Genomic DNA, 23206 nt, shown 5'->3' with positions numbered 1-23206 from the left:
GAGCTACCTCGCCGGCCTCCACCTCCGCGCCGCAATGATCTGGATCGACGACCTGCTGAAAACCGCCGAATGATCACGACATCACACAGGCCCTAGTAGGGGATGGCCTCCGCGGGGCCTACTGGTCTCCATGACCTCCTGTGGTTGTGACTACGGCATCTCTACCGGGCCTGGCCTTATGGCCGCCGACTTCCTGCGCCGGCACCAGAGTGGCGGCGGGCATGACGAGGAGACCTGGCCCGACACGATGCGGCTGCTCATCCTCATCTACACCGAGTTGACGGATGATGGCCCAGTTCTCCTGGACTTCGCCGCCAAGGCGGAGGAAGCCAGGGTCAGCGTCGAGGAGCTGCGGGCCGAGGTGGAGTGGCTCGTCGAGCACGAGTTCCTCGCCCTGCACGGGGATGTCGGCGGAGTGGCCCGGCTGTGGGTGAACCCATCGGTGGCGTTCCTACCCGGGACTGATCCGAGGGTTGCCGCGGCCCGTCACCGGTTTCCGTACATTGGCGTGGCCGAGGGCGGAATGAGCGCCGGCGAACCGGTCATCGTTCATCCATACGAGCCGGAGCTCTGGGAGGCGGTCTACGACGCGCAGCGGGACATGTTTGAGGCCCCGCCGTGCTTCTCGTCGGATGGCTGCGCAATTCACGGGCCCCGCACTTCCTGATCGTCCGATCCGTCCAACGCTCCTCCTATTGGTTGAGTCGAACAGAACATCGTGTGGATCGTGCTGGCTAAAGCGTTTCCGGGCAGGGTCCACCACTCTTCGGCGAGGGCTTCGAGGGGTCCCGGCACTAACCGGGGTGATTGCCCGGCGGTGGCGCCGGCGTCTGTGATCCAGACGCCTGATTGTGCCATCGAAGTGACCGGCGAGCACCTCGGCGAGCCCCCCTCGGCGTGAGCCCGCCTCACCAGCTCCTCGACTAGCCGGTCACCCCCGCCTTCGACGCCCTCGGCTCAGACTGCTCGACGGCCCCGGACTGCACGAGGCTCATGGGTGTGCGGGGGGATCCATCGCCCGGTAGACGAAGTCCGCGACAACCCATTGGCCGACTTGTCCGGTGATGCTCCGGCGGGTGGCGACTGTGTCCATCAGTTCGGCGGCCGCGCAGGTGGCCAGAGCCGCTTCCCGGCCGTCGCTCATAATGCCGTCGTTGTCCGCTCTGATCTGCTGGAGTGCACGTGCCGCGTCCGCGATCGCCCTGTCGTCGCCGGACGCGCCTGGGAGATGCCGCAGCGCGGCGAGGACGGCGAGGTGCTGGATGAAGTCCTGCGGGGTCCAGCGGGACTGGTGTTCGCGCAGCCACCGGATGTCGGCGGCGAGCATCGTGGGGTCCAGTTCGTAGGTGCTGTCCAAACCGTCGGCAGGCTTGGTGTCGGCTGGCGTGGCCCGCTGGAGGTGGGATCGGGCTTCTGGCAGGCCAGTGGTGAAGGGGTTGGATTCGAGGATGGTGAAGAAGACCGTGCGTGTCATTCCGGCGAGGTGGTCGTGCTCGTACGGTTTGGTCGTGCGGGTGGGGGTGCGGAGGGCCTCTTCGACCTTGTTCTCGAAGATGTTCACCCCGTGGGTGGTCATGTTCGCCCGCGGTGCCTGCGGGTTCTTCTGGGCTGCGTCTGCTGCCCGGACGGCGCCGAGCCATGCGAAGTTGTTCAGCACGCCCAGGGGGTAGGCGGCTGCTGCTCGGTCGGCGGCCTCCTTGAGCCGAGCTACGTGGTTGTCCGGTACGGGTGGAAGATGGCGTAGTTCGAGCTGGTAGTCGAAGTAGCGGACGGCTTCTGCTGCGATGAGTTCGCGCGTCAGGTCAAGGAGTTGCTTCCGGTCTTCGGCCGTCAGCAGATCCGCTCTCAAGCGGTTGGAGAGGTGTTCGTCCAGGCGGGCTGCCGCCACGTCCATGCTGGTGCCGTAGGGCACGTAGTGGTACGCCTCCCTGGGGTGGTACAGGTCGGTCAGTTGCGGGGTCGGAAGGGCGTCCAGGTCGCCGCCGGCGTCTTCGAGGGCCTGCGCCAGTGTGGGCGGATCCCAGTCAAAGGCATGCGGGGGCGAGGAGGGATGGATGCGCAGAAGGCCAGCACGGACGGCTGCTGCGACAGCCTCACCACCCTGGTCCGGCTCGGGATGCGGGTGCTGGGCCCACTTACGGATCGGAGAGATCGGCGCCGTCTCGGGCGCGTAGCGCAGGACAGACAGAGCGGCCACGCACTCACGCACGCCAGCCGCCGGGATTTGGCCCTGCGGGTCAAGGCGCAGACCGTGATGATCAGCGATCTCTCGCTGCTGCTGTTGTTTCCAGGCGGATGCGACGCGGGCGGTGTTCTTCTGGGCCCTCTCCCGCGCTTCTGCCCGTTCGTTGTCCGTCTGCCGCTGCTTGAGCCGGTTCGGGTCGGTCATGCGGGCGATCTTCGCCGGCAGGCCCAGGGTGCATTCGACGCACGTGGAGTCAAAGCCCGCGCAGGCGCCCTCGTAGGCAGTGCGGGAGGTGAGCACGAGCTCGTTGTGGCAGGCCGAGCAGGCCCGGCCGCGTACAACGGCGCGGGTTCCCGCAGCCGCCGCGAGGTGGGCCGGTCCCCACCCCGTCACGTTGATCGACTTGACGGCCCGCGCCCAGTGGACACGGCCCTCGCTGAAGTCGTCACTTGCGAGCCGCCAGTAGTCCATCCCGATGGCGATCAGCGCGTCAGGGGCCTGGCGGGGCTCGACGATGAGCGGCAGGACGATGGCGCCCGGGGCGGGTCCAGCAGCGTTCGGGGTTTCATCGGCGGCCGGCCTACCTGCCGCATCCCGCGGGGTGGGCACTTGCTGCCGGGCCTCCAGCTCACGGCAGCGTGAGCAGGAGCGGGGTCCTGGCACGGACCACTGGGTTCGGGAGGCGACTGGCTCCTCTTCCGCGCACAGGGGGTGCACCGCGAAGGCCTGGCATCCACGGCTGACAGAAGCAGTCACCCACGAAGTCAGTCCAAGGTCACTGAACCTTGTACGCCCACGCGCCGTCCGCTCCGAGCGCCCAGTAGGCCGCGCAGAGCGAGCGGATCTCCGCCGCTGTCCCCGGCGTGATCACGACACGCAACAGGGGTGCTTCAGGCGACGGGTAGAGGTGCTCGGCCTCCGCCTCCTGCTCGTTCTCGTGTTCGATGTTGCCCGGTTGTTCGTTGGCTGCGCGCTCCCGCCGCCGCCGCTCCCGCTTGCCCATCCCTGTGCCCTCTCTCCGCATCCGTAGGAACACCACGGTGACGTGCTGCCGACTGCTTCCTGGCCAGGCAGAAGGCAGAAGAGGTAGGTGTGACCTGGCCATTGGGCAGAGGGTCTTCACCCGAAGCGGCGACGCTCTAGCGATGCAGATGCATGACGAATGCCTGGGTGCCCCCGCAGCGTAGGCGGGCTGCCGGCATCGCGGTCGGCCCGGTCAGCGGCGGCGCGGCCAAACCGGCCCGCCAGATCGGACCCGCAGTGGCCTCCGGGAACACGGTCGCCCTGTGGGCCTCCTTCACCGCTTTCCCGGTCAGTGGCTGGTACGAGACGCCCATCCGGGGTGTCGGCAGGCAGGAGTGGCCTGGTCAGCACAGGAGATGGCGCCCGGCCGCCGCCAGTTCCGGAGCCAAGGCTCGCTTGCACACCGTGCATCGCAGGGCGCTCGGCGGCAGGCGAGGTGCTGGCAGTGGCTTCGGGTGCCGGTCGGCTTCCTCGCGCCGCTGCTGTGCCTCGCGCAGCTGGCGGGCGTACCGCACTGCGCTCTCCCGCCGTACCGCAGCCTCTTCGCGGGCTTCCCGCTGGGAGTCGCTGAGTTTCTGTTGCAGGCTCGGAGGCAGCACGGCGCCGTGCCGGTCCAGGTCCAGCTCGCCGAGTGGTACGGCCTGCCGTTCCAAGTCGTCCAGCGGGCACGGCGGATGGTGCAGGCCGAACACCGCCGGGTCCTTCACCTCCCACCACCGATGCACCTTCTGGTGCGCCCGGCCGAAGGCCGTCCACGCCGAGCCCTTTGACGGGACGTAGAACCACACCGGCAGACCCTCGGACAGGACGACGTGGGGGAAGTGCACACGGGGCCGCCAGAACCAGACGTCGACGATGCCCTGCCGTTGATAGTCACGGTGTCTGGCGCGCCACGCGTCATCGGTCGTGAGCATCCGCTGCGCCTCCAGCGCGAGGCGTGTGCCGTCCTCCAACCGCACGGCAACATCTGCGCGGCGGTCCTGGTCCGGGGTCCACTGCTCCAGGCGTACCGCCGCGACGCCCGGGCGGCTGCGCGCCCACCGGGCCAGCGTGTGCTTGGTGGTGATGTGCCAGACCGTCTCCAGATGGTGACCGCCCTCGGGAGCCTGCCCGGACGGGTGCGCGAAGTGCGTACGCACTTTTCCGCCCAGGCGCCCACGCGTCAGCAACGGGACACGCGTGCCTACGGGTGCCTCGAACCCGTGAAAGCAGTAGAAGCACACCAGTTGCCTCGTGCCGCCGTATCCACGCTGCCGCCAGTACTCCGGCGGCTGCTCGGCCACGTGCACTTCGTGCCCTGTTTCCAAGTCGAAGCCGACCACCAGTAAGTCGTCCTGCACACTCCACCCCTCCCCTGTCGCGGCCATGATCCAACTCCCGGGCATGGATGACCAGGGGGCATCAGAACCGGGTGTGTAGGGACTCGACTTGGGACGGGCCCGAAAGCGGAGAAGCGGACGAGAACGAGTCGGACCAGGTCGAGTGGATCCCACTGGCGAACATCCGGGGCATGATCGACCGCCGTGAGATCGTCAGCAGCGGCTCCCTCGTCGGCCTCCTCTACGTCCTGATGGACGAAGGGGTCCGCTGATCCTGCGGGGGAAGCATCGCTCTCAGGCGTGCCGCGCCCCCTCTTATTCTGGCTCGGATTCGGGATGAACTGGAAGGGAAGTATGGCGTACATTCGCAGACTCAACTCGGGTAACTGGCAGGCTACTGTGAGGAATCAGGTCGGTGCGCGGTTTAGTGAGACCTTTCCCCTGCAGGCTCAGGCGCGTCAGTGGGGTCGGGACGAAGAGGTAAAGCTCAGTCGTAGCGCCCACCGGAACCCCCGGGCCGGGAGGACCAAATTCGACGAGTGGCATGACCGCTGGTGGGATGCCCGTGTGGTCGAACCTCATACTCGACGTGGTGACGCTTCCTGCATGCGCACGCATGTCACACCGCACTGGTCGGGTTGGGAAATCGGAGCCATCGGCCGCATTGACGTCCAATCCTGGGTCCGCAAGCTGGTCCTGGACGACAAGGGCGCGTCGGCCATTCGTCGTGCCTACAACCTCCTCTCCTCGCTGATGCGCGCCGCGGTAGACGAGGACCTCATTGCGGTGACGCCCTGTCGGAGCATTAGGCTGCCAGAAGAGGGGTTCAAGCCTCCTCAGTGGTTCACGCTCAAGCAAGCGCAGTCCATTCTCGACGGGTTGGCCCAGCCGTGGCAGACGATGGTGTTGTTGGCCTTCTATACCGGCTTACGGTGGGGTGAGCTCTCCGGCCTCCACGGACACCGCATCGACTGGCAGCGGGGTCGGCTGTTCGTCGTCGAGGTCAACACGAAGTCGGGCTTCAAGGAGTATCCGAAGAGCGCGAAGAGCCGTCGTGAGGTTCCGATTCCCGAGCATGTCCTGGAAGCACTGGCCCGGCACACGCACGGGCAGGCCCGCGACCGAGTCGTGTTCACCACCGTGACCAAAGGCCGGGCTGGCCGACGGCTTGATGACGGCAACTGGCGGAGACAGACGTGGTGGCCGGCGGTGGACCGGGCGCAGTTCGTCGAACTCGACGGCACTGTGCGATCTGTACCGCACTACCCGCCACACTCGATGCGACACACCTGCGCATCATGGCTGGTGCAGAAGGGTGTGTCTCTGTACGAGGTGCAGCATCTCCTCGGCCATGAGAGTTACCAGACGACACAGCAGTACGCGCACCTCGCTCCGGACGCGTACAAGGCGGTACTCGATGCTTGGACAAGACTCGATTCTCCGCTGCTCGTCCCGGCAGCCGTCTCTGCGGATTCGGGATCAGCACCCGCCGGGCCCGCTACCCAGTGACCGCAAGTGGCCTCGGGCAGGCTGCTAGGGGACTCAGACATGGCCGCTTCGCGGACCAGGAGGCGGCTGGAGCGCTGCTTGCGGACGCTATCGCGACGGCCCGCTTGGCGGACGAGCACGGCGTACTCGCCGACGCCTCGGCGCACGTCCTCGTGGTCAGCACAGCTTGAGGTGCCGCTGCAGCAGAGGCCACAGGCCCGGGCCTTGTTAGGGACACCATCGCGGCCTGCAGTCTCCGACTCCGGGGGAGGAGCGAGCACTGTGACTGCCTCCAACAGGGAATCTCTGCTATGTGCTGCTCCGCCCTCGGTTAACTGACACCGGTTGACCGGGATCAGGGGGGTCGCAGCCTGCCTCTGCAGGCTGCGACCCGTGTCTGTGGATCTGGTGCTGTTCGATACTCGACCGAGGCTAAGCGGGCCCCAGGAACGCGCTGGGTCGGCCTGACCAGGTGATCGACAGCTGCTCGCGGGCGCGTGTAGCGGAGACGAAGAGCAGCGACTGCTCGCGGCGGAGATCCGCGGCGTGCTGGAGCCGATCCTCGTGCTCCGGCGTTATGGCGCTGGGTAGCGGCATGTGTTGGGCGCCGACTCCGACGATGGCGACGGCACGGTATTCCAGTCCCTTGATGCGGTGCATCGTCATGGCGTGGACGCCTTCGTCGGGGTCGGGGACACGGTAGTCCTCGACCTTCACTGCGCCCAGTTTGGCGTCACGGAGCGCCTGAACAGCGCTGTCAGCGGTCGCATGTGTTCGGGCTACGACAGCGATCTCGTGGGGCTTGATCCCTTCCTGCTGCCAGCTGACAACACGTTTGGCCAGTGCCGTCATCTCTTCGGAGGTGCTGCGGTAGCCGGTGGTCTCTGGGGTGGCTCCCGCCAGGACGGAGCGGTAGCCGCGGAGGTGTTCGGGGCTGCCGTCGAGGTCGTCGAACTTGGAGTCGCCCAGTAGGTTCAAGGAGGCCGCGAGGATCTGTCGGGTTGTGCGGTAGTTCAGGGTCAGCCGCTTGGAGCGCCCCCGGATCTTGATGCCGTGGGCGCTCAGGGATGTCCGGTTGTCGTAGATCCTCTGGTGTGCGTCACCGACGATGAACAGGTCGTCGTCGCCTTCGGGAACCAGGGCGCGCAGCAGTTTCCAGTGGGCGGCGTGCAGGTCTTGTGCCTCGTCTACCACGATATGCCGGTACGGTCGCTCTTCATCGGACCAGCCGGAGGCGATCCGGGCTGCCTGAACCGCGAGCTGGGTGACGCCGGCGGCTTTTTCGCGGTCGAGCCTCCGCTCGAATTCTTCGACGAGGGACCAGACCTGAGCGCGTTCAGGGCGGTTGAGGCGTCGACCGCGCCCGGCGCGGCTGGCGGCGAAGTACTCGTCGCGGCTGCGGATGTCCTGGGCCAGTACGACCTGCTTCCACTCCGCGTCGAGGAAGCGGCCGTCGAAGCGAGGCGTCTGCTGTTCGTGAGCCAGTTCGATCCAGCGGTTGAGGATCTCGCCGTCCTTGAGCCTGCTTGGCGCTTCTGCGCCGAAGGTCTCCTTCACCGTGCCGTAGGCAACCTTGTCGATGTTCCGGACGTCGACCTTGGCCAGCAGTTGGGCGCCGCCGAGGTCCTTGAGCATGGACTTCAGTAGGTTGGCGAGGTTTGTAGTGAATGTGGTGAGCAGGATGGCCTGGCCGGCGGGCAAACGATCGGCGAGGGCCTTCACGCGGTGCAGGGCCACGACGGTTTTGCCCGTTCCAGGGCCACCGGTAACGCGGACAGAGCCCTTATACGGGGTCTTGCGTTCGGCCAGCGCACGCTGCGCTGGGTGCAGGAAGATCCGCCAGGCGGACAGTGGTTCGGTGAGGATCCGCCCGAACTCGGCGAAGTCGCCGGTGACCACGAAGGCTTCCTTGGTGGCGGGGCGCTCGATCGCGGCCTCGTAGTCCTGGGTGTCGACTTCTTCGTCGGTGGCGGCGAGTGAACTGACTTGTTCCCAGACCTCTTCGACGGACATGCCGTCTGCGAGGCAGAGGATGACGTCGCGGGCCAGTTTGGGCAGGGTCTCGACGATACCCAGAACCGCGTCCTCGCTGTGAATCTCGCGGAGCGCCGGAACGATGGAGGTGTGGACGCCCAGTCGTTCGAAGTCGGCGTCGGAGACACCGGCGAACAGCGACGGAGTGTCGGGCGCGGTGTCGGCGGCCTTCGTCTTTCCGCTGAGGGTGCCGTAGAGGCTGCCGAGGTTGATCAGCTCGATGCCACCGGTGACCTTGTTGATGTCGAAGAGGATGTTCGCGGCGAAGTCGTACGCGTCGTCATGGGGCAGCACTGCGACCAGGTAGTAGATGCGGTCGGCGTAGTGCATGAGCACGGCCCGGTAGTTGTCGGTGACCCGTGCCGTACGGACCCTCTTGTCCTTGGCACCCTTCGGCGGCTTCAGGTTGAGGCCGTTGGAGTCTGGGTCCCGCTGCATCTTCATGATGAACTGCAGCACCTGCGGCTGAACGGAGCCGTCCAGCGCGTCATAGGACTTCCCGAAGACGTCCGCCATGATCACCTTGGCGCCGGACATCAGTTCCCCTCCAACTTTTTGATGAGCTCATTCACGTTCACGGCGCCGGCCTGTGCGACGTACCATCCATCGCGCTCGAATTGGGCGTCTCGCCGCTCGTCCAGGTCAATGAAGATAGCGATCTTCTCATCCGGCCAGGCGAGTTCGGCCTGCATCGCCTGATCTCCGTACTCGAAGCCGACTTCCGGCACATTGATGCGTCCGCTGCGGGCTTCGTCGACGAGCGCGAGCAGGACCCCTTCGACCGCTGAGGAGGCCCATTCGATCGCCTCGGTCCATGCCGGCGGGAGCGGCTTCGGAGCACCTGCTTCCGTAGGCAGCGCGCTGGTCAGCAGGGCCACGGTGTGGGGGTCGACCTGGTCGCTGGTGGATAGCGCGACCTGGTGGAAGGAGCGGGGGAGTTCGGCGCCGCCCGCAGACTGCAGGAACTGCAGCAGGTTCGACCAGCGCAGCCAGTCGGTCCATCGATCCTTGTGTTCGCCACCTGTGATGGCTTCGGGCCGGTCGTCAAGCACCGCCAGCGCGGACCAAGCCCGCATGTCCGGTTGCTTGCTGCGTGGCTCGGGCCGGCGGTCCAGGAGGCCGATGATCCGAGTCTGACCCGTGGTGCGGGTGTCGAACGCGAAGGCCTCTGTGGCCGTAGCCGAGGCCGGCAGGCTCGCGCCGCCCAGTATGGCGGGAAGCATTCGGCCGATCTCTTCGCGGTCCACCGGCTGTGGGCGTGCCGCCGCCCCGAAGCCGCCCAGCAGCCCGGCTGCCCGGCGCGCCCACTTGGCCCGGTCAGGGTCGGCAAGGAACTCCAGCAGGGTCTCGACCGGGTTGCGCAGCACCGGGTCGAGGGTGTCATCGGGACGGGCCTGTCCGACCAGGCTCTGGTGGATCTGGCGAGCGAGCTGGAGTGCGGAATCTGTGTGAAGCGGTTTGGCGAGGGCACGAACATGCTGCCCTTCCGCCGCGCTGCTGACGCCTGATGCCCACGTCATGACGTCGTCCCAGGTCAGCTGCCACACCAACACGCCGTCCGCCCGGAGAGCCGCCCTCTTGGCAGCGTCGTCGGCGATGCGGTTGACCTTCTCACTCGCGTGGAAGGCGAAGCCGTCGAGGAAGACAGCGACTCTTTCCGCCCGTCCGTCGGTCCGTTCCAGGAGGAAGTCAGGTTCGCTGGGCACAGCAGTGTTCAGCCGCACGTGGTCCCGCATGCGCCAGCGCGTGGCTGCATCACCTCGGGTGAAGCGGAGTTCGTGTTCCACGCCGCCCTGGCCCGCCTTGGCGGCGATCGATCCGTCCTCCTCCGTTCGTCGCCCCCAGGTAATGAGGGTGCGGACAAACCGGTCCTCAAGTTCGCTGTCGACGAGCTGGTCGATGCGGACACCGGAAAGGGTGTCTACCGGTTCGACCGCCCAGTCCTTGAGGATCTCGTCCAGGAGCTCCTTCGCGATGCGCAGCGAGACGTGCGGGTGCTCGCTGCTGGATACGAAGGGCAGCAGGCAGCGGTGGCAGGGCGTGCGTTGCTCCTCCTTCTGGCAGGGGCAGTCTCGCAGCGCTGTCTGCGCGAGTGTCAGGACGCGGTGCAGCACCACAGCATCCGCCAGGTGCTCCAGGTAGCCGGTGCCGCCGGGCATCGAGTCGTGCAGGACGAGGAACCGCCGTCGAAGCTCCTGGCTGTCGCCGGGCATGCTGTCGGTGACCACGCGGATGTGGTCGGGAGCGCCACCGAAATGTTTGGTGATGCCGAGGAGCAAGGCAGCCTTGAAGGAGATGAGGCGCTCCTTGAGGTCCATCGTGGAGACTGGGAGCAGGATCCGCAGCGCCTGGGTCGTCAGCTCGTGGGCGAGCAGCAGCTTTTCCGTCGGCTCGTGAGACACGCCGTCGTCGCGGTGTGAGCACCAATACGCGTGTCGGGTGCCGACTCGCTGAGCCGACGGGTCCCATGCCTGCGGGTGGGTGCCGCGCACACCTCCGCATTCCAAGCACGTCTCGAAGCCGGAGACCTGGAAGTCTTCACCGCGGATCGCATGGGTCGACCCGGGTGCAGCTGAGGGTCCGAGGTTGATCGTGCGGATCGTCGCCACTCGGGCGAACTCGACGCCGAAGGGAAGGCCGCTGCCAGAGCGGCGCCATGCCCTCAGTCCTTGCGGCTGGTCCTTGTCGATGTCGACGAGGGTGACCACGTCGAACTGCCGACGTTCCCGTTCGTCCCGCTCGTCGGTCAGCCGGGCGTCCTCACGCCGCTCGCGGGCGAGGACCCGCTCGGGTACCAGTACCTTGTGTACAGCTCCCGGGTCGGCAATCTGCGGTGCCTTACAACGTGGGCAGGCGGTGATGTCGAGCCCGGTCTCCTCGGTGGCCACGAATCCGCATTCGGGGCAGAACCGCCACAGTGCGTAGGCGTCCTCTCCGCCACCGACACCGGTGCCGAGATCCACGCTGCTGATGATGAACTTGTAGCCGTCACTGTGGAAGATGTTGCCGGGGGCAAGTTCGGTCAGCGCGAGCCGAGAGCCGCGGCCGTAGTCGGTTGAGCTTTCGTCGAACTCCCCGCCGCTGTCCTTCCACCACAAGGTGGCGTCGAGCACGGTCGCATCGTCGTGGAGGGTGTAGTTGGGCAGCAGGCCCAGCCGTACCAGGGCGTTGATCGAGTTTTCTGAAACGAGGGCGTCGCGGCGTTTGCGTACCGTCCGCTGCTCGGCGAAGAGCTGGCGCCGCTGCTTGTCACGTTCCGGATCGCCGGAAGCTGTCGACAGCGCGTCGAAGGCCCGGCCGATCTGCCGCATCCGCGAGCGCAGGGCAGCCACCCGCTTGTTCCACGCGCTGGCCGCAGCTCCGACGGCCTCCTCCAACCCCTGGGCCGCGAAGTGCTGGACACCCTGGGCCGCAGCTGGCGTCATCGCCGGGAACAGCGCGATGAACGCGGCGGACAGCTGGGTATGACGGGTTCCTGCGACGTCGAGGAAGCGCCTGAACCAGCCGTCCTCGGCCAGGCCATGCCCGAATAGCTCACCAATGCGTGGTGGCATGGGGCGTTCGGGGATCGCTGTGCCTTCCCACAGGCTCCGGTCCGCTGCGCGGTCGAAGAGGAAGGCCAGATACTGGCGGCGCAGGATCTCCGAGGCATCCAGGTAGCAGTCCGGCGGGATGATGCGGCCTGCCAGCATCTGCTCCGGGACATGCAGGTAATAGTGGCTTCGGGCACCTCGCGGCACGAAAGTAACGGTGAGCGAGTTGCCAGTGCTGCGGCCTGCACGGCCGATCCGCTGAGCATAATTTGCAGGAGCCGGCGGCATCGAGGCGAGAAGCACCGCCGACAAGTCGCCGATGTCGATGCCGAGTTCAAGGGTCGGCGTGCAAGTGAGAACGTTCGGGTCGAAGGCCGAGGCCCGGTTCTTGAAGGCTGCCTCGACCCGCTCACGTCGCTGGCGGCTGAGCGCGCCAGTGTGCTCGGCGGTCAGCACGTCGCCCGGACGATCGACGGTGTACAGGTGCCGGTAGTAGTCGGCCGTGTAGTCGCGGTCGTCCTCCACGAAATGGCCCGCACAGTGGAACCGCAGGCACGCGCTGCCGAGCCAGTTCTCGCGGCGGCCAGGTGGCACGGTCTGCCGCCACGTGCAGGTGTCACAGCGCACCCCGCACGCGTTTACGCCATCCCCGCCAGCCGGTGAGGTGGCAGAGTCGTCGATACGGTGCACCAGGACGTTGCGGGGCTTGAGCGCGTAGACGAGCGCGCCGCCCTCGGCGTGATAAGTGGCCAGGATCTCGCGCTGGGCGAGCAGCTTCATCGCAAGCTCGGCCACTGTGCGTCCCTCGCGGCGGTCGCAGCCCAGCGCCCTGTGGCCCCAGTCCGCGAACCAGGTGTTGTCGCGGGACAGAGAGTCAAAGCCCGTGGTGCTGGTACCGCCCGATACCGGGAACGAGGGAGCAGCGAGGCCCCTGGGGAAGGCGGGCATGCCGGTGGGACGGCCGCCCCAGATCGGCCAGCGCCTCGCGCCAGCTTGTCGGATGTACTCCTGCAGCCAAGGGTGATAGAGAGCCCCGCGCAGGCGCAGTCGCTCGGCGAGCCCGCGCAGGAACACCGCGTACGCCCCGTCGTCTGCAGGCAGCGAAATCTGCCCGGGCAGGCGCTGGTGTCGCTCCCGCAGCTCGGCGCAGAGCGCGGGCAGATCCTTGAGGTCGACCTCTGCAGCAGCGGTTCGGGTCAGCTCCAGAGTGCGGCCCAAGCGGGAGCGCAGCCCGAACTCGAGAAGGGTTTGGAATACCATGCGGCTCTGCAGCATGTCGGCGCCGGCATCGCTGAAGTCCTCGGTTTCGTCGAGGAGCGTGAGGATGTCCGGGTTCTCCCGCAGGTCGGGCGGGACGATAGAGGCGAGTTCACTGCGCTTACCCGCGCCTGCGACCGAAACAACAGCTTCGGCAGCGTCAGCGGCGAGGTCATGTACAGCGACGGGCCGGCCCGAGGCGAGGTGCTTGGTCAGCAGGCCGCGGAAGGTGAATCCGAAGCTGCGGTTGGCGATGAACGCGGCGCGGTGGGTGGCGTCCTGCACCGAGTCTGTGAACACGAGCAGCTTCCGCTCGTTGCCGGCGAGCCCTCGGTCGGAGAAGAGCTGGGTCGTGGTGACCGAGGCGAGAGTGGCAGTGCCGGCGCCGAGGAAGCGCATGCCGTCGTCGAGACCGCACGAGGGGCATTCGTCACCCGCGTTCGCGAGCAAAGGACCATGGGCCGTGATGACCGCGACCGTGTCCTCGGTTGGGTTCGTCGTCAGGCGTTCATTCTCGGCGTGCAGGTGCAGCACGGGGTGCTCGTCCGGGCGGGCCCGCAGCATCCAACGCACGGCCCGCTTTCCCTGCGCGGAAGCCTGATAGATCTCCAGGGTGTTGGTCTTGAGCTGCTGCCACTCCAGTTCCGTGGACAGCGCCGCCCAGCCGGACCGGCCGCAATGGCGGCAGTACACGGCAGGAAGGTGCCGCCGATAGGGCGGTCCTACAGGGCGACGGGACGCATCGGTCCGCTCCCCGATCTCCCCTGCACTGTCGACCTCCGTCGGCTGGTAGATGGCGAGGTTGGCAGGGTTCGGCCGGGAGTCACCGGTCGGCCCGTCGTCGTCGTACCAGCGGAAGTGTGGCTCGGAGGTTGCCGCGCGGATGACGCGTCGGACCTCACGCACCCACAGCTGGGCCTCAACCCGTAGGAAAGGACCAGGCTTTCCCGTCACCGGATGCGGGGTACGGGCATGCGAGATCAGCGCGAGGATTCGCGCGAAGGCGAGCTCGACGAGCCGAGGGTCGCTGCGTGCAGCCTCATCCCAAGCCGGCCCGCCACCGCGCTGGGCGAACTCGCGGGCGATGTCGGGGATGGTGACCGGGTTGCTTCCGGCGACGTCGAGGATCGCCTTGACCAGGATGTGCTGCTTGAGCTTGGTGCCGATCTGCACCGGATCACTGATGGGCTGGCCCAGCATCAGCCGGGCCAGGTCTGTGAGGGCCGACTCGTCATCAAGGGGGTCGGGCAAGGCAGCCAGAGCGGCAGGGGCCGGTGAGGGGAGCAGGAAGTCGGGGTCGGTGACGACCTCCCCGGGTAGCAGCCGGTTCTCCCCAATGAGCGCATCATCGGGGAACGGTGTCCCGAAGACCTTCTCTGCGAACTCGCGCAGCAACTCACGATCGGACTTCTCAGGCCCGTCCACGGCTAGAGATGAGGAGCCGTTGGGCATTCCCCCGCCAAGCGTCGCGGACGTCGCCACCGGCGTGATGTTGCCGAGGGGACGTCCCTCACGGGCTGCCCCGGTGGCAGCGCCGAGGCGACGCAACAGCATCGCCACATCGGTGCCCTGGGCGCCGTCGTAGGTATGGAACTCGTCGAGGACGACGAAGGCGAGGGAGTCTGTTTTCCAGAGCGGGGCATCCGGAATTCGCTGGAGCAGGAGGTCCAGCATCTTGTAGTTGGTCAGCAGGATGTCCGGCGGGTCGGCGCGGATCGCGTCCCGATCGGTGATCAGGTGTCTGATGGTGGCGTCGCCAGCGAGGGACGTCGCACCGGTGTCCCGGCCGTAGGGGCCAGGCTCGTTTGCGTCTTCGTCCGACGCCGAGCGGGGCCCAGTGGCGCCCCCGATGTAGATGCCGGCGGTGACGTTCTTCAGTGCTGCCTCCGTACTGAGGAACTCATCGATACGGCGGGCCTGGTCATCGGCCAGGGCGTTCATCGGGTACAGCAGCAGGGCCTTGACACCCCCCTCTCCCGCAGCGCGAGCGCGAGCGCAGTGATCCAGGATCGGTACGAGGAACGACTCGGTCTTACCGGACCCGGTGCCGGTGGTGACGATGGTCGGCTCCGGTCGACGCCCCGCCTTGGAGGACAGCCGCTCCCAGGCCGCAGCCTGGTGCGTATAAGGGGTGAAAGCCCTCGGGCTCCAGTCGAGTGCCGTTTCCCAGCCGGAGTCCGCCTCCCGGAAAGGTGTGCGCACACGCAAGTATGGCCCCCGGAACAGCCGGCTCTCCGGCCGCTCCAGGAATGCGTCGAGCTCATCGCGTACATCGTCGTCGGCGAGCGCAAAACTCGTCGTCAGGTAGGTGGCGAGGGCACGACGTAGATCCTCGGCAACCAGAGAGGGCAGCATGACGGCGTCTTACCTGCTTTCTGCCGGTACATCGGCAAGGACCTGAGCGGCGTTGGCTGTGCCGAGAAGGTTGCCGTGATCCCCGTGCTCAGCCGCATATGCGACATAGTCGCCGTACTCGCCAGCAATCAGTCGCGCAGTAAAGTCCGCATGGGCCTGCCTCATCTCGGCCTCACGGTCTGGTTTCACCCAGCCGTCAGGAAGATCCGGGGTTGGGTTGCCCGCCCGGGCAGCTTTTACCCACGTCTTAGCGAATACCGCCTCTTCGGGAGTCTGTCGGACTCCGACGTTATATGCATGCGCCGTGTCCGCAATCTTGTGTCCATCTGGAGCGAAGAAGGTCTCCCACTCGTACCTGCGAAGGGTGCCAAACTGGGATCGATAAATTGCGCACAGTTGGTCCGATGAAAGACCAAGCATGACTGCGACAATTGCATCAATCTCCACAAGGGCGGCACGCCGGTCGTATTCCGTACGAAGTGGTGTCGACATAGACCACGCCGGTTCAATGTTTTGAATCAGGACGCCGAACGGCTTGGGGGCAGCCCACCGATCCATAGACCATTCGACTTCGAACAATTCCCCCCATAGGGGGGCGTAGTCTCGGGTGAGACAGTTTAGGCGAAGGGCGCGCAGGAGTAGAGGGGTGGAAAGTGGATGGGAAAGTGGCGAAGGGAATAGCGTCACCAAATCCGCAGATAGATTAGACTTTCCTGCTACTTTTACCAGGTAGTCCGAGGGTAGTCCTGCCCAGATTCCTGCGAGTGTAGCTGTATCTCGATTCGAGGAAAGTCTCAGAGTGCAGGTGCCGTCAGTATGAGTGGGGCCCGGTGGGATCACGACAGCATTTAGGGTTCGCTCGGTAATGGGGTCAACCATGCGGCGCCATGCCACCCTGAAGAAATCTACCGATGGCTCCTCGCCCCAGATAGCCCTCAGCGACCGGAAATGCTCAATCGAGCATGCGCGACTGAAGTTAGTGCGCGGAATCACAAACTCGGGAAGCTCCTCAAGCTTCAATGGTGAATAGTCATGTTTGGATCGGCCGCTCGGGTTGGGCTGCTTGTCGAATGGCGTAGCAACAGAGAAATTGGGGCCCTGGAGGATTACATCCTCCCAAGAATCGGCAACTGAAGTACGTCGCTCAATTACGCCATCGTCCTGCGCTCCGCCTTCATGCAGACCTGATGTCCACCAAAATTTGTACCCACCCAAGCGGATCGGGAAATTTGACAGACTCTGCAATACGCCGACGTCGACCTGGGTGATCGGAAGGACCATCCGCGCGTGCGACGGGGGTGTGCCGATTTTATCGACAAGCGCGGACCAAGATTTCAGGACCTCGATGGTGACACGGGAAACGCGTTCACGGTGTGGGCGGAGGTCCCAACCGCCGGATTCGAACTGGGCGCTCGGAATTTCACCAGTACCATCATGCCCGAAGGAGCGGTCGACCGTATCGGGATGGAAAACCATGTTCACATTCAAGAAGTCTACTGGCCGAGGCTGTCCATAGATGTGGATGCCGTAGCGTCGCGTATCCTTGATTTCGAAAAGATTCAATACGTTTCGATAGTGAAAGTGGCGACGCAGTCGCGGATAGAGCATTCCGCGCAACGCGCCACCCTTCGGGTCGCTGAAGTGTGATTCGGGATGGATCAACCCAGCGACGCCCGAAGGTCCGACATTCTCCCATGCTCGGATCATGAAGTTCAGGTAGAAATTAACCTGGAAGCCTGAAAGTTGTGGGAAATCGACCGCTGAACCCAGGTAGGTATTCATTCCGGCCCACGAATTCAGGTCCGCCATGTATGCCAAGCGTTTTTCCGAATCCGACAGGACTATTCCACGTCGAGTATTCTTGTCGGCTGCCGACACCTTATGTGCGAATACGAACCACGGATCATGCTCTGCCAGGACGTCATCGTCTTCCCACTTCGGCTGGTGCCACGGCGGATTCCCTACCTGCAGGTCAAATCCGCCGCGCTCAAAGATGTGGGCGAACTCCAGCTCCCAGTGGAAGAAACCTTCTTTTCGGGCGATTGAGTCCACTTCGCTGAGCCACGGGAAGCGCAGCGCCACTGTGGGCATGTCCGTGCACTGGCTCAGCGTGCGATCCAGCTCGTCGTCCACGGCGAGCTGCTCAAAATCCCCCGTGTCTGCGAACAGTCCGAACGCGTCATCCAGCCCAGCGCCGGAGCCACGCTTCGACGACGTTGCTTTAGCCTTGGCTGGTGGGACGCCGAGTACGGCCTCGCAGAAGTTCATCCATTCATCAAGATTCGGCGGTTCCGGGGTGTTGGGCTGGCCCACGGGCCAGAACCACAGTGCGCACCATGCATCCATGACCATTTTGAGGCGACCGCGCGGCGCGCCAGGCTTCTGTAGTGCCTGCTCCACCTCCTCGCGCGAGACGGCCCGGGCTGAGTTGGGAAGAGGCCGATGCGAGTCAACCTCCCAGACGGCGATGTCGCGACGAACCTCCATCTCCGACACGACGAGGCGGCGCCTCGTAAGCTCCCACAACCGCTCAACGCGGATTCCCAGCGCTACCAAACGCTTGGTTTGTGCAACCGAAGGGGTAGACGTGACCTTCTTGCGCCAATCCGAGAGGCGGTCGCGCTCCTCCTTAACAAGCTCCTTGGCCTGCTTGGCGTCGATGACCGCGCCCCAGCCCTTGGCGGGGAGCAGGAAGTGATGGATCTCTTGGCCGCCGAGGAAGGTACCTTCCTCGGCGGCTTCCCGTAGCGGCCGCTCTGTCGGGATCGTGGTCAGCCACGTCTTTCGCTTCAGCGCCGAGGCGTCGTACACGGCGCGGCGAGCGCCGATGAGCGAGTTGCCGCGCCTCAGATGGAGACCAAACCAAGGAGCCTTGAGGCCCTCATGCATCGCGTTGAGCCACAGCGATACTTCGGCCAGTTCCACTGCGGTGTGGTTGAGGTCCACGCCGTAGCAGTTGTGCAGAGCCAGGTACGCCTTGACCTTCTGCAGTTCGGCTTCGTACCGGTCCGGCGCCAGCTGTACGTCCTGGCCGCGCTCGGTTGAGAGCTCGACCATGCGGCGGCGCAGGTACTCGGCCGCGAGTTGGTTGATGGCCTCGTTGAGGAACGCTCCCGAGCCGAGCGCCGGCTCGCACACAACCAGGTCCAGGATGTCGCGAGCCCGCGTGGTCTTTCCGCCCTGGTCGAGCAGTTCGGCCAGCGCGTGTTTGACCGTGCTGCGGGTGAGCACTTCTGGGGTGTAGTACGAGGCAGACCGCTGGCGCTCTCGGCCCGAGAGCCGGTACACGAACGATCCCTTTCTGTGCTCGACCCGCCTGAGTGCGCCAGTGATCTCGTCGCGGCGCTTGACGAAAACCTCGTCGTCGTAGTTGTCCGCCTCCCCCTGGGGGACGACCCACGTGCCAGCCAGTCCGTCCGAGTCCGGCTTGGCTACCTCGTACAGGTCCTCGGAGGCGAAGAAGCCGGTGTACGACATCAGGCCCTCGTATACCGCGCCGAGCTGGTTGATACCGAGCTGGGCGTAGGAGATGAAGCCCTTGCCAGCTCCTTGGCTGAGCATCAGGCGGTTCAGCACCCGCCAAAGAACCTTGTTCCGCAAGCGGGTGTCCATCCGCTGGCCGTCGATGCGCACCGATCCGATCAACGGCGTGGCATCCGGGTGGAACAGGTCACTGCGCAGGGACTCGAAGCGGATGCCATCCGCGTCCAGTTCCGAATTGTGGGCCTTCTCCTCCAATGCGCGGTGGCCCTGGTCGACGAGATGGAAGAGTAGATCCAATGACTCGTGAAAGTGGAAGCCATCTTGGGCTTCATCCGGAAGGTCGTAGGACGCCAGCTCGCCGAGTCGAGCGAGTCCGTAGCCGTCTTGGTAGGCGTCGTCATTGCTGGGCAGGATGCCCAGTTCCGGTCGTGCCTCTGCGTACAGGAGGAACAGAATGCGGTACAGGTAACGCAGTGATTCTCGGGTGAGTCGGTTGGCTAGTTCGGTGCTGTCGCCGAGTTCGCTAGGGTCGCCGTCCTGGTCGTGGATGCGGTCCAGGATCTCCTGGGCGATCAGTTCGACGGACTGCCGCAGTCCCTCCCGCAACTCCTTGGACACGCCGACGGCGTGCTTGCGGCCCTTGTCAACGAGGCTGTCCAGGAATCCGGCGGCACCGCCCTCCGTCAGCAGGGACTCCGCGCCGAACAGGGCCGAGACGGCTTCCAGCTCGCCGCCGTCGGCCGCAAGGTTGCGGTCGAGCGCGGCGTCGATGCTGACGCCAAGGAATCGGCCTTCGTGCCACGCGGTGCGGTCGGCGAGCAGCACGGCACCGCCGGCGAGCAGGAGTACGAACCTGGGCGCGTACGCGTCCTCACTGCCAAACAGGAAGGTGATGGCCTCCGCTGCGCCGGTGATCTCATTCTTGCCGTCAAGGGTGATGGGAGCGAGCAACTTCGCGCCGCCGTCCTCGACATCGGAGGCGACGAGTTCGGCGTCCGTGATCCAGCTGACGTCCAGCGCGATCAGCTCGACGCCCCCGGGACCCTTCACAGCGAAGGCGACGGGGACTCTGCGGGGCTTGTCGCTGTGCATGACCTCAAAGACGCCACGCTGGATCCTGGTATGGCTGTCGCCCCCGCGCTCTGGCGGTTCGTCTCCACGGTGGATGTAGGCGAGCGCGGCGAGTAGAGAGTCGTTGAGTTTGCGCAGCTCGGATCCGCCGAAGTCGTCCTTCTCGGTGATGCGGACCTTGGCCTTGAAGTAGTCGCGGCCCAGGCTCCTCATGCCCGATCGGGATGTGGGCTGACCGGCCCGGTCCGCTGCTGTCCAGTGTTTGCGCAGGTCAGTGAGGTCCTTGGCGAAGAGTTCGGCGAGGTAGTGGGCGGAAATGTACTCACCGCGGTTGATGATCGCTTCGAATGCCACGGTGGTCACACACCCTTCTGTTCACTGGCTGCGGCGGTGGGGGCGAGGACCCCGATCACGCGGATCATTGAGTCGCCCTGGGTGGCGAGCTGCTCGATCAGCTGCTCGACCTCTATGGCGGTGGTTTCCACCCGCTGTTCCTCGTGTTCACGCCGGACGCCGAGGGTGAGTTGCTCGAACGTTGACTGGCTCGCCTTGCGCCAGGCCGCTAGGCGCTTCTCGTACTCGTCCAGCTGTTCGATCAGCGGTTCTTCCTGGCTGCTACGCAGCTTGAGTAGGTGCTGCCGCGTGGCCTCGACCGCGCGCGGCACTAGGGCGCGCAGGGCATCGACGTCCCCGGCGAAGGGCCGGTTGAGCATTTTGGGCTTCACGCCGGCACGTTCCAGGACACCGACCAGATCGTCGTTGAACACGGGGTTGCCGTGTTCGAGTCCGGTCACGCAGGACCAGGCGAGGACAGTGGGATGGCCCTTGGCGTTGGAGTACATGCCCTGCATCAGGAACACTGGCCCTGGGACGTTGGCGGTGATGACGGGCGCGGCATTGCGCGTGAGCCGGACCAGAACCTTGTCGGTGAGCCACTCCACCACTGGGTGCTGGTCGGTGAGGTAACTGACGTCGGGCCAGCCGGAGGTCTCGCGTCGCTCCTGCTTCGTGATCGCGCCTTTGCTTCTCTCGCCGCTGCGCTCGCGGGCGCGGTCCAGGCGCTGCTGAGCGAACCCGGAATCGAAGGTGACCCTGAGCTTGTCGAGCACTCCACGCTCGTCCAGGTAGGTCTGCGGGAGGACGAGGAGTCGTCGTTGCAGTTCGCGGTCCGGGGCGAAAGAGAGCATCTCCGGGTAGTCCTTGTCCCACGCCTTCCCGATCTTCTCCTCGGGGTTGCCGTAGACCTCGTCGAGTGCCTCCTCGACGAAGGCCCGTGTCGAGGCGAAGAGCTGCGGTACTCGGTAGTGGGCTCCCGACCCGTCGACGGTGTGGTGGGCCATAAATAGATTGAAGGGATCGACCGGCTGTGCGGGGACAATCTCGTCGAACATCTTCCCGTCCGCGAGTCCCGCCTTGATCGCAGTCTCCTCCGACTCCTCGTCGCGCAGGCCGAGGATAGAGGCCGCCTCACCGAGGGTGCGATGGACCTCATCCTCGCGCTCCAGCAGTCGCCGAGAGACCAGTCGGTCTGCGGAGGGGACATCGGGATCCTCGTCCTGCCGGACCAGTAGCAAGGCACGGACCTCTGGGGACGTTGGCTGGCCGTACCGGTCGATACGACCGTTGCGCTGCTCGATGGTGATCAGTGACCAGGGCAGGTCGTAGTGGATCATCTGGTGGCACTGGCGATGCAGGTTGACACCCTCGGACGCGATGTCACCCGTGAGCAGGACACGCAGCTCGCTGTCCGCTAGGCCGAAGTCCTTTACGGTCCGCTGCTGTTCGTCGTCGGGCCGACCACCGTGCAGCTGGCGGATCGCTCCCCGTCCGTTCTCCTTGCTCACCTCGAAGCCCAGCACACCAGGCAGGGCGTTATGGAGCATCTGCAAGGTGGCCCGGCGCTCGGAGAAGACGACGACGCGCTGGTCGGAGCCCTGCCCGATCCCCATGCCTTTTAGTTCGTCGACCAGGCGGCGGAACTTGGCCGCGTCCTCCACCGTGGCCTCGCTGACGAGCTCGCCAAGCCGGCTGAGGGCCGAGCGCTCTGCGGCCCGCTGGTCACTCCTTTCCGGGTGCTCCCGGATGTCCTCGTCGATGCGCTCGATCCGGTTCTCGACTGTCTCGGCCAACGCCTTATGCGAGGAAAGGAAGGCTTTCAGGAGCGTATAAGGGAACAGCCGGGCGCCCTTGCCACTCACCGGAGCGGACTGGCCTGCCTCAGGCCTGATCCAGACGTCGTACAGCTCCTCAAAGATCTTCTGTTCCGTGCGGTTCGCGACGCAGTCGAAAGCCACCGGCGGCTTGCGGGTGGCCCACTTGTGGCCGATCTCCGCCGAGACGTCCGGGGACATCTTGTGCCGGCGGACGTAAAGGTGCTCAAGCTGGGTCTCGTCGTAGTCGCTGGTGTCGGGGATGGCGGTCGGGTCCAGCAGGCTCAGCAGCTCACCGAACGACTCACGCTGACCGTTATGGGGTGTGGCGCTGGCAAGGATAAGGGCGTCGGTTCTTGGAGCCAGCAAGCCCGCGAGCCGGTTGTTCTTAGTCCCGGTGTTGATCAGCTTGTGTGACTCGTCGACGACGACAGCGTCCCAGGCAACCTGCATGAGGTGGCTACGCCAGCGGTCGGAGCGCAGCGTGTCGATGGAGATGATCGCGCGTTTGTAGTACGAGAAGGGGTTGCGACCAGCCGGGATGTTCTGCCGGATGCGTTCGATACCGGTCGAGTCCAGGCGTACGAGGGGAATCGCGAAACGCGTCCACAGTTCGTGCTGGAACTGCTCCAGGATGTGCTTGGGCGTGACGACGAGAATGCGCTCCCCCCTGCCCCGGCGGATGAGCTCCGACAGCAGCAGGCCTACCTCCAGGGTCTTACCCAGCCCGACAGCGTCGGCGATGAGCAGCCTCGGCCGCAAGCCCCGCAGCGCTGCCCTCGCAGGCTCACGCTGGTAGGCCAGGTCATCGGCGAGGTGCGTGCCGACCGTGGCTAGCCGCTGCTCTGACAGCGGAAGCGGCGTCTTCCGGATCAGCGCGTCGATGAACAGCCGGGAGCGGCGGCACTCCGGGGAGTCGTCGACGACGAGGTCGGTGTCCTCGGGCCGCAGAGGGGTGACCCGGTCCAGGGATTCGTGGGCGAAGAAGACAGCCCGCTGGTCGCGTACGAGCGGGGAGATGCCGCGGACGTCGAGGCGCGTACCGTCGTGCGAGGTCTCGGAGACCTCGACCACCAACCAGTCCTCATCCCGTGCACGGACCTGCATTCCCGCGGCGAATTTGGCTGTGCCTGCGGCGCTGGTCACTGAGCCCTCTCCTTCGATCACTGTTGAACTGCCTCGTCGTGCCTACTGCCTGTCCCACTGAAGGCTCTGCGGAATCAGCCGCCGAAGTCGGACCGGCGGGCGCGGATCTGTCCGCGCCAGCGGTCAGCCCACGGCGCGCCTCCACTGCTGGATGCGCCTGCG

Annotated in this window: 9 protein-coding genes and 1 pseudogene; 3 read left to right on the top strand and 7 right to left on the bottom strand. The window is 65.6% G+C overall.

The annotated features are described in order from the left end of the window. Positions 1-178: 178 nt before the first annotated feature. A complete protein-coding gene (locus ACFWBN_RS08200) occupies positions 179-667 on the top strand; it encodes a hypothetical protein (RefSeq protein ID WP_385172390.1) in 489 nt (162 codons plus the stop codon). A 324-nt stretch (positions 668-991) separates the two neighbouring features. Here the strand turns inward: ACFWBN_RS08200 and ACFWBN_RS08195 are convergent, their stop codons facing one another. The 3 genes from ACFWBN_RS08195 to ACFWBN_RS08185 form a co-directional block, all read right to left on the bottom strand. Next, positions 992-2794, bottom strand: a complete 1803-nt coding sequence (locus ACFWBN_RS08195) for a hypothetical protein (protein WP_385172387.1) — start codon at positions 2792-2794, stop codon at positions 992-994. 166 nt (positions 2795-2960) lie between these two features. Then, a complete protein-coding gene (locus ACFWBN_RS08190) occupies positions 2961-3188 on the bottom strand; it encodes a hypothetical protein (protein WP_385172384.1) in 228 nt (75 codons plus the stop codon). A gap of 364 nt (positions 3189-3552) precedes the next feature. Beyond that, on the bottom strand, positions 3553-4575 hold the full coding sequence (locus ACFWBN_RS08185; protein ID WP_385172381.1) for a competence protein CoiA family protein: 1023 nt from the start codon (positions 4573-4575) through the stop codon (positions 3553-3555). A 92-nt stretch (positions 4576-4667) separates the two neighbouring features. Between ACFWBN_RS08185 and ACFWBN_RS08180 the strand changes: the two are divergent. Both ACFWBN_RS08180 and ACFWBN_RS08175 read left to right on the top strand, forming a co-directional pair. Next, a pseudogene (locus ACFWBN_RS08180) lies at positions 4668-4799 on the top strand (NUDIX hydrolase); the annotation flags it as partial. A gap of 334 nt (positions 4800-5133) precedes the next feature. Then, the gene (locus ACFWBN_RS08175) at positions 5134-6036 is read left to right on the top strand and encodes a tyrosine-type recombinase/integrase (RefSeq protein ID WP_385172378.1); all 903 of its coding nucleotides are present in this window, start codon (positions 5134-5136) and stop codon (positions 6034-6036) included. Between the two features lie 411 nt (positions 6037-6447). Here ACFWBN_RS08175 and ACFWBN_RS08170 read toward each other — a convergent pair whose 3' ends face one another. Genes ACFWBN_RS08170 through ACFWBN_RS08155 form a run of 4 tightly spaced genes read right to left on the bottom strand, consistent with a single transcriptional unit; the run spans position 6448 to position 23044 of the window. Continuing rightward, positions 6448-8586: a UvrD-helicase domain-containing protein gene (locus ACFWBN_RS08170; protein WP_385172376.1), complete on the bottom strand. Its 2139-nt coding sequence runs from the start codon at positions 8584-8586 to the stop codon at positions 6448-6450. Next, positions 8586-15194, bottom strand: a complete 6609-nt coding sequence (locus ACFWBN_RS08165; RefSeq protein ID WP_385172374.1) for a DEAD/DEAH box helicase — start codon at positions 15192-15194, stop codon at positions 8586-8588. The genes ACFWBN_RS08170 and ACFWBN_RS08165 overlap by 1 nt, the downstream gene beginning before the upstream one ends. Before the next feature lie 9 nt (positions 15195-15203). Next, the gene (locus ACFWBN_RS08160) at positions 15204-20111 is read right to left on the bottom strand and encodes an Eco57I restriction-modification methylase domain-containing protein (protein WP_385172371.1); all 4908 of its coding nucleotides are present in this window, start codon (positions 20109-20111) and stop codon (positions 15204-15206) included. Beyond that, entirely contained in the window at positions 20108-23044 is a 2937-nt protein-coding gene (locus ACFWBN_RS08155; RefSeq protein WP_385172368.1) for a DEAD/DEAH box helicase, read from the bottom strand. Before ACFWBN_RS08155 ends, ACFWBN_RS08160 begins: the two co-directional genes overlap by 4 nt. Between the last annotated feature and the right edge of the window lie 162 nt (positions 23045-23206).

Origin of the sequence: Streptomyces sp. NPDC059989 (assembly GCF_042736975.1) — a bacterium.
Lineage (GTDB): Bacteria > Actinomycetota > Actinomycetes > Streptomycetales > Streptomycetaceae > Streptomyces.
This window is presented reverse-complemented; position numbering and strand designations above follow the sequence as displayed.